This is a genomic window from Veillonella dispar (assembly GCF_937975875.1).
GTDB lineage: Bacteria > Bacillota > Negativicutes > Veillonellales > Veillonellaceae > Veillonella > Veillonella dispar_B.
Window position 1 is genome coordinate 1 of record NZ_CALJSP010000129.1, and the last position, 8,000, is coordinate 8,000.

The 8,000-nt window shown below is 39.3% G+C and carries 9 protein-coding genes; 1 reads left to right on the forward strand and 8 read right to left on the reverse strand.

What is annotated here, in order from left to right; translation table 11 throughout:
- Positions 1-149: 149 nt before the first annotated feature.
- Positions 150-1,766: a glycosyltransferase family 39 protein gene (locus Q7P05_RS06220; RefSeq protein ID WP_303931132.1), complete on the forward strand. Its 1,617-nt coding sequence runs from the start codon at positions 150-152 to the stop codon at positions 1,764-1,766.
- 102 nt (positions 1,767-1,868) lie between these two features.
- Here the strand turns inward: Q7P05_RS06220 and rplL are convergent, their stop codons facing one another.
- From rplL to Q7P05_RS06260, 8 genes are all read right to left on the reverse strand, one after another.
- Entirely contained in the window at positions 1,869-2,237 is a 369-nt protein-coding gene (gene rplL, locus Q7P05_RS06225) for a 50S ribosomal protein L7/L12 (protein ID WP_005385476.1), read from the reverse strand.
- A 70-nt stretch (positions 2,238-2,307) separates the two neighbouring features.
- Positions 2,308-2,814 carry a 50S ribosomal protein L10 gene (rplJ, locus tag Q7P05_RS06230; protein ID WP_105089712.1) on the reverse strand — a complete coding sequence of 169 codons (507 nt, stop codon included), beginning with the start codon at positions 2,812-2,814 and terminating at the stop codon, positions 2,308-2,310.
- Positions 2,815-2,986: 172 nt separating this feature from the next.
- A complete protein-coding gene (rplA, locus tag Q7P05_RS06235) occupies positions 2,987-3,697 on the reverse strand; it encodes a 50S ribosomal protein L1 (RefSeq protein WP_119207245.1) in 711 nt (236 codons plus the stop codon).
- Between the two features lie 76 nt (positions 3,698-3,773).
- Entirely contained in the window at positions 3,774-4,199 is a 426-nt protein-coding gene (rplK, locus tag Q7P05_RS06240; protein ID WP_004693535.1) for a 50S ribosomal protein L11, read from the reverse strand.
- Between the two features lie 103 nt (positions 4,200-4,302).
- Entirely contained in the window at positions 4,303-4,839 is a 537-nt protein-coding gene (nusG, locus tag Q7P05_RS06245; RefSeq protein ID WP_005385471.1) for a transcription termination/antitermination protein NusG, read from the reverse strand.
- Between the two features lie 12 nt (positions 4,840-4,851).
- On the reverse strand, positions 4,852-5,073 hold the full coding sequence (gene secE / locus Q7P05_RS06250) for a preprotein translocase subunit SecE (protein ID WP_005385468.1): 222 nt from the start codon (positions 5,071-5,073) through the stop codon (positions 4,852-4,854).
- Positions 5,074-5,114: 41 nt separating this feature from the next.
- On the reverse strand, positions 5,115-5,264 hold the full coding sequence (rpmG, locus tag Q7P05_RS06255) for a 50S ribosomal protein L33 (RefSeq protein ID WP_004693530.1): 150 nt from the start codon (positions 5,262-5,264) through the stop codon (positions 5,115-5,117).
- A 269-nt stretch (positions 5,265-5,533) separates the two neighbouring features.
- A complete protein-coding gene (locus tag Q7P05_RS06260) occupies positions 5,534-7,771 on the reverse strand; it encodes a nitric-oxide reductase large subunit (RefSeq protein WP_303931135.1) in 2,238 nt (745 codons plus the stop codon).
- Between the last annotated feature and the right edge of the window lie 229 nt (positions 7,772-8,000).

The following is an 8,000-nucleotide window of genomic DNA, read 5'->3' on the forward strand; positions in this document are numbered from 1 at the left end:
GTACAAACAATATTCTATACAATATATTATTTCATAAATAATTTTTTTTTGTAACTATTTCCATATTGATAAAACCTTTATCTTTCATTGGTTTAATTATTACACGCCCTATAGTACAATAATATAAACTATGTAAGTAAGGAGTCACTATGATTAACAATCACATGCTGCGCATAGGTGCGCTATTTTTATTAACCGTACTAAGTTACGGTTTCTATAATGCCTATCTACCCATAACCGATCCAGTTGAATCCAACTATGTATTATCTGCTATTACAATGCTGAAACATAACTCATGGATATCACCCATGATATATGACCAAGTATGGTATGATAAACCGCCCCTCACCTATTGGGCGCTCATGATAAGCTATAAACTATTTGGCATATCTGACTTTACATCGCGTATACCGAATACACTCATTGCCAGTGGCAGTGTAGCGCTTATGTACCATCTTGTGTATCGCATTAAAGAGTCCACGCATATAGCAGTAACAAGTGCCATACTTTTGTTTGGTGCCTTACAGTTCTGGTACATTTCTCACGCAGTCATAACAGACGGCTTCCTATTCTTCTTTTCACTAGCCATCTTCGGCTATTCTTATCTAGCTTTCACCAAGAACGATAAACATTCCATGGTAAAAGCCTATGCGGCAGCAGCCTTAGCGGTCGTAACTAAAGGGCCCGTTGGTATTGTTCTGCCTGGATTAATACTATTACTATTCATTGCTGCACGATGGTTCACCCAAAAAGATAAGGATGAATACTCACTTGCTAAGGATATTACATTATTATTTAATCCTTTGGGAATTCTACTATTTATAGTTCTTGCCAGTCCATGGTACATCGCTATGTACTTGATTCACGGTCAAGAATTCATATCTGGTTTCCTAGGGCTTCACAACATGGAGCGAGCACTTGTATCTGAGCACCCAAAATTCAATGTTTGGTATTATTACCTAATCATTGTCCCTCTTGCTCTATTACCATGGACACCAGCCGTTATTTACCGACTCAAAAACATTACCTGGAAAAATAATTTTTATCTTCTCGGCGCTATCTGGTTTGTAGTAATTGTATTATTCTATTCACTAGTGGCCACAAAGTATATAACCTATACGTTACCAGCAATAATCCCATGTCTTATCTGGGGTGCTGAAGCTATCACAGCTAGCTTCCATAACAAGAGTACTAGTTTTAAATATATTGTGACGATTCCATTAGGCATATATACAATCTTATTCCTAGTAGCCAGCATCGCAACACCAGAATTAAATCCTATACCATTAATTAGTGCATTCGTATTACTAGTACTATTTGCACTAGTAGTTAAACGGTATAGAAATCGCAACGTACCATTATCTATCTATTTAGCCACACCTTTAACTATTTTATATACGGCAATCACAATAACTGTAACACCTATTTTATCTGATCAATCAGGGCTTCAATTCAAGCCATATATTAAGTCAAGTGCTCAACACACATATATATATGGTACCTACTATACATCGATTGTATATTATACAAAAGATACACCAACTCAAGTATTTGTACATACTACAGATAATCCTGTATGGACAGCAGGCAAAACATTGATGCCCACTATAACAGTAGAAGAGTTTGATACAAGGGTATCTAATGAAAAAGGTGCTATCATCATTGTGCCAAATAAATATAGTAAAGAATTTGCTAATTCACCAACCAATAACATAGCAACAGAAGTTGGAAAAACTAAATCGGCTAGCATTTATAAAATTCAATAATCATAGCAAAAACTGGCTAATTGGTATTGATAGATATCTACAAATTTTATTTCTATAACAAAAAAGGCGTACCCGAGGGTACGCCTTTTATTATGGCTAGAATTATTTCAATTCTACAGTTGCGCCAGCTTCTTCCAATTGAGCTTTCAAAGCTTCAGCTGCTTCAGTAGCTACGCCTTCTTTTACAGGTGCAGGAGCGCCATCAACGATAGCTTTAGCTTCTTTCAAGCCAAGACCAGTTGCTTCACGAACAACTTTGATTACGTTGATTTTGGATGCGCCAGCATCTTTCAAGATTACGTCGAAGGAATCTTTAGCAGCGCCGCCTTCAGCACCACCAGCAGCTGCTACAGCTACAGGAGCTGCTGCAGTTACGCCAAATTCTTCTTCAATTGCTTTTACAAGATCATTAAGTTCAAGAATAGTTGCTTCTTTCAATTCAGCAACGATGTTTTCAATGTTCAATGCCATTTTAGTTTTCCTCCATAAAATAGTTTATTGTATCAGTCTTAAGCGACCAATGAATACTTCGCAGAAATTATTATTCTGCAGCTTCTGCTGGTTGAGCTTCTGCAACAGCTTTGACAGCGTATGCAACGTTGCGAACAGGAGCTTGCAATACGGAAAGCAACATGGAAAGCATGCCTTCGCGGTTTGGAAGACTTGCAATTGCTTTAACGCCTGCAGCATCCATCACTTCGCCTTCAACGATACCAGCTTTAACTGTTACAACTTCTTTCTCAGTAGTTTTGATGAATTGTTCGATTACACGAGCAGGTGCAACAGCATCTTCTTTAGAAGTAGCCAATGCAGTTGGACCTTCTAAATGCTCAGCGAAACCTTCAAGATTCAATTCATTTGCAGCAATGCGAGTCAAAGTATTTTTGATTACTTTGTATTCAACGCCTTCAGCCAACATTTTGCGGCGAAGATCAGTTGCTTGCGCAACAGTCAAACCAGTGTAACCAATCAATACAGCGCCTTTTGCTTCAGAAAGAGTTTCTTTCATTTGAGCAACGATTGCTTTCTTTTGTTCAGTGACAGCCATTAGATTACCTCCTTGTAGATTTTTTGGTGCTCTATGTACTATCTTAGCGTAAAAACGACCCCATCGCACGCGATGAGGTCGAACTAGTCCTAGATTATCTAGTGTCAGCCTCAGCGGGCGGATTTTCATCCATTATACATACCAGCCGTCTACAGCTAAGAGACATATGTGATTATTGCTCTTTTGTAACGTTGCTCAATTTGAACACGTTCAAAGGCACACCAGGGCCCATTGTAGCGGACAAGGTTACAGATTTAATGTATTGACCTTTAGCTGCTACAGGTTTAGCCTTGATAATAGTATCAACGATTGTACGGTAGTTGTCAAGTAATTTTTCTTCATCGAAGGACGCTTTACCGATGGAGCAAGAGACAATACCTGCTTTATCAGTACGGTATTCGATTTTACCAGCTTTGATTTCGTTTACTGCACGAGCAACGTCTGGAGTTACTGTACCAACTTTAGGGTTTGGCATCAAGCCTTTAGGACCCAAGATTTTACCAAGACGGCCAACTTGACCCATCATGTCTGGTGTAGCAACTACTACGTCGAAGTCGCTCCAACCACCTTGGATTTTAGCTACTAACTCTTCAGAACCTACGAAATCTGCACCAGCTTCTTCAGCTGCTTTAATGTTGTCGCCTTTTGCGAATACAAGAACGCGTTTAGTTTTGCCAGTACCATGAGGCAATACTACTGCACCACGAACTTGTTGATCAGCGTATTTAGGGTCGACATTCAAGTTGAAAGCGATTTCAACTGTTTCATCGAAATTTGCAGTTGCAGTTTTCTTAACCAACTCGATTGCTTCTACTGGTTCGTAGAACTTACCAGCTTCAATAAGTTTTACTGCCTCAGCGTATTTCTTACCTACTTTTGCCATTATAATATCCTCCTTATGTGGTCAAACGGGAATTCCCTCCCACCGATTTGCGCCTTATGCGCAAGTCGTACGCTTATTAGTCAACGATTTCAATGCCCATGCTGCGAGCAGTACCTTCTACCATGCGCATACCTTGTTCTACGGTATTAGCATTCAAGTCAGGCATTTTCAATTCAGCAATTTCACGAACTTTATCGCGACCTACTTTTGCTACTTTATCACGGTTAGGTACACCAGAACCTTTTGGAATACCTGCAGCTTTTTTCAATAATACTGCAGCTGGTGGAGTCTTAGTGATGAAGTCGAAGCTACGATCTTCATATACGTTAATAACTACTGGGATAATCAAGCCAGCTTGTTTAGCAGTACGTTCGTTGAATTCTTTTGTGAAAGCAACGATGTTAACACCTGCTTGACCTAATGCAGGACCAACTGGTGGTGCTGGAGTAGCTTTAGCGGCTTCAATTTGTAGTTTTACTTGTTTAACTAATTTCTTAGCCATGGGTAATTAAACCTCCTATGCTTATACTGTGGTGGTAACGGATATACATCCTCCCACTGGCAACCAAAATCGATTGCTCTTTTTTAGAGTTATAATATATATATTAAAGAGCTTTCTCAATTTGAGAGAACTCTACCTCTACCTCGGTATCTCGGTTGAACATTTCCACATTAAGTTTCAATGTTCCTTTTTCAGGGTTAAGTTCGGTAATAACACCTAGTTTATCTTCAAAGGCCCCGGACGTAATGCGTACCGTTTCACCAACTTCTACATCGATGTTGATGCTTGGTTTCTTATCCAAGCCCTGAGACTTAAGTATATGTTCTACTTCGGAATCAGAAAGTGGAACTGGTTTTGTGGCAGAGCCAACGAAGCCTGTTACACCTGGTGTGTTGCGTACAACATACCAAGAACGGTCGTTAACTTCCATTTCAACCAATACGTACCCAGGAAATATCTTACGTTTTACTACTTTTTTAACCCCATCTTTTTCGTCAATTTCGTCTTCAAGAGGTACCAAAATTCGGCTAATCACATCTTGTAGACCCATAGACTGAACTTTAAGTTCAAGAGTGGTTTTAACTTTATTTTCGTAGCCTGAATAGGTATGAATTACATACCACTTCTTATCTGCTTCCATGAAATGGCCCCCTTATCCAACAAAGTGCAACAACGTATTAAAAAGTTGGGCAAAGACTGCATCAAGTACATAAATAATAAAGGCGATAAAAATCGTCACTAAAAATACTACTATTGTGTAATTGATGAGTTCTTTTTTTGTTGGCCAGACTACTTTTTTTAGTTCAGCTTTCACACCGCGGAAGAATTTTCCAAATCCACCACGCTGCTGCACTGCTGAGTTAGACTTTGCCATTGTTTCACATCCTCAAATCAACAGGTAATGAATGATAAGAATTATTTTGTTTCACGGTGTAATGTATGTTTACCGCAGAATTTGCAATATTTCATCATTTCAATACGATCAGGATTGTTCTTTTTATTCTTGTTCGTTTGATAGTTACGTTGTTTGCAATCTGTGCAAGCTAAAGTAATGGCATTACGCATCCGGATACACCTCGCTTTTTATTTACTAATCTGTCTCTTGTACTCGAAAACGCTCGACTACATACTAAAGAAATATATCATACGTAGCAAGCGATGTCAAGAATTTTGAGCAACTCAAAAAAGCCAGGCACATGTACCTGACATGGATAGTATAACAAAAAATGGCGTTCCTTGTCTAGAAAGGAACGCCATTAATATGGTAATAAATTATCACATATTTTTCATACAATTTATGCCGTTAATGCATAGAATTATATTATGTCTATTAATTAGGATTTCTTCGGAAATAGAACTTTCACAATTTGCCAGAAGAATGCTACGGCACCAATGATTAGTATTGTATCACCAATCATACGAAGCCAACGCAAGTTTTGTAACAATGGTTGTTGCATGAATTCTTCGCTACGTGCAAACCACAAGCCATGTGTAATGCTTGCCCACGCTTGGATAAGACCTATCGGCAATAAGCTAATGAGCACCATTAAGGCAAGGCCTATATTGAGAGCCCAGAACCCGAATTTCATCAATTTATCGTTGAATTCTACTTCAGGTCGAATATAACGAGCAATAAGGAATACAAAGCCTAAGCTTAAGAAACCATATACGCCAAACAATGCAGTATGCGCATGTACTGCAGTTGTATTAAGACCTTGAATGTAGAACAAGGATACAGGCATATTGATCAAGAAGCCAAACACCCCTGCACCTACTAGATTCCAGAAGGATACCGCAATAAAGCAGTACACAGGCCATTTCAAACGATGCATCCAAGGTGCGCTGTGAAGACGTGTATAGTTTTCAAAGGCTTCATAACCTAATAATACAAGTGGTACTACTTCCAATGCGGAGAAGGATGCGCCTGTCGCCACAATAGTAGATGTAACACCTGTAAAGTATAAATGATGGAATGTACCAGGAATACCACCAATGAGATAAATAGCACCAGAGGAAATGGCTGCCACTGTACCGGCACGATATGATACAAGCCCTAGTGTAACAAAGATAAATGCCATCAATGTAGTAGAGAATACTTCGAAGAAGCCTTCTACCCAAAGATGAATTACCCACCAACGCCAGTACTCCATAATTGCCAAATGGCTATGTTCACCATAGAACAAACCTGGACCATAGAAGATACCTACCATGATAACAGAGAAGATAAAGGCAGCAATAAGGTTTTTATCCCCTTTTTGTTTGAAAGCACCAATAATGCTACGTATCATGAGTACAAGCCAGAATAGAATACCAATGTATTCAATCCATTGCCAGATACGACCAAGCTCAATATATTCGTAACCTTGGTGTCCGAGAAGGAAATTCCAGGCTGCTGGAATTTGATGCGCTACACCTAAGTATGTGCCACCGAAGGAACCAACTACGAGGACTACAAGCGCCCAGAATAAAATATCTACACCTAGCTTTTGATATTTAGGATCCTTACCACCATTAATAATTGGTGCCAAGAATAAACCAGCGCTTAAGAATGCCATAGCAATCCAGAACAAGGACGCCTGAATATGCCATGTACGGGCAATAGAATATGGGAAATATTGAGCTAAAGGAATACCATAGAACGCTTGACCTTCTACAGTATAGTGAGCAATGATACCACCCATCCCCAATTGGAATAAGAACAATGCTAGGATTGTAAATAAATATTTTCCTAATGAACGTTGAGATGGAGTTAAGGTAATCTTGCTAATTGGATCTTCTGCTGGTGGAACCAATGCATGTTCGTCGTCTTTCTTACCAAAGGACCACAACCATACAACTACACCTATGCCACATAATAAAATGATGACACTCACAACAGACCAGGCAACACTTTCAGGTGTTGGATTATGATCCAATAACGGTTCATGTGGCCAGTTATTAGTGTATGTCGCATCTGTACCAGGACGTTGGGTAGATGCCATCCACGTAGTCCAGAAGAAGAAACGAGCCATATCAATACGGTCTTGTAACTCAGGCAATGTATTGTCCTTCATTGCAAAATGATCACGAGTCAATGTCAACTCTGGATTATCACCATAAAGTTCAACAAAATAACGACCTGTAATATTCATCGCCGTAATGCGCTCTGGAGATAAAACCACGGTTCCATCATCGCGAACTGCACTACCTAGATATTCTTCTTTTACCACTTCTTTAACTGCTGCTTGTTGTGCAGGTCCCAATTGGTTATAAAGAACACCAAAGGCCTCTTGCGACTTAATATCCAACATTATAGATACTTCTTTATGCAACCAATCTGCTGTCCAATCAGGTGCTTGATAAGCGCCATGACCTAAAACCGTCCCCACAGATTGACCACCTGTAGATTGCCATGCCGATTGACCATGTAAAATATCTTCCTTAGTGAACAAGACCTGTCCATCTTGAGATACATACGCAGTCGGCACCGGCGGTGCTTGATGATACACATCAGTACCTAGATAACCAAGGATTGAAAAACCAATGATAAGTACGGCTACTACAGCTATCCAATACTTTTTGTATTCACCCATCACTTTACCTCCTTTTCTAAAAAACACAAAAGGAGGGCTTTTGCCCTCCTTAAGATTATAATAGCACCAGTCAAAGATAGTTTCTGTATCTTTGGTTACAAATGTAATAAACAATATATAAATTAACATAAAAATAGGACCCCATTGGGGTCCTATTTTTTATAAAAGGCTACTAATTAACCTTCGATTTCAGTTACAACGCCAGCGCCTACTGTATGGCCACCTTCGC

Excerpts from the sequence above, each read along its gene's own strand:
- Q7P05_RS06220 (WP_303931132.1), top strand. The coding sequence starts at position 150 with ATGATTAACAATCACATGCTGCGCATAGGTGCGCTATTTTTATTAACC.
- rplL (WP_005385476.1), bottom strand. The coding sequence starts at position 2,237 with ATGGCATTGAACATTGAAAACATCGTTGCTGAATTGAAAGAAGCAACT.
- rplJ (WP_105089712.1), bottom strand. The coding sequence starts at position 2,814 with ATGGCTGTCACTGAACAAAAGAAAGCAATCGTTGCTCAAATGAAAGAA.
- rplA (WP_119207245.1), bottom strand. The coding sequence starts at position 3,697 with ATGGCAAAAGTAGGTAAGAAATACGCTGAGGCAGTAAAACTTATTGAA.
- rplK (WP_004693535.1), bottom strand. The coding sequence starts at position 4,199 with ATGGCTAAGAAATTAGTTAAACAAGTAAAACTACAAATTGAAGCCGCT.
- nusG (WP_005385471.1), bottom strand. The coding sequence starts at position 4,839 with ATGGAAGCAGATAAGAAGTGGTATGTAATTCATACCTATTCAGGCTAC.
- secE (WP_005385468.1), bottom strand. The coding sequence starts at position 5,073 with ATGGCAAAGTCTAACTCAGCAGTGCAGCAGCGTGGTGGATTTGGAAAA.
- rpmG (WP_004693530.1), bottom strand. The coding sequence starts at position 5,264 with ATGCGTAATGCCATTACTTTAGCTTGCACAGATTGCAAACAACGTAAC.
- Q7P05_RS06260 (WP_303931135.1), bottom strand. The coding sequence starts at position 7,771 with ATGGGTGAATACAAAAAGTATTGGATAGCTGTAGTAGCCGTACTTATC.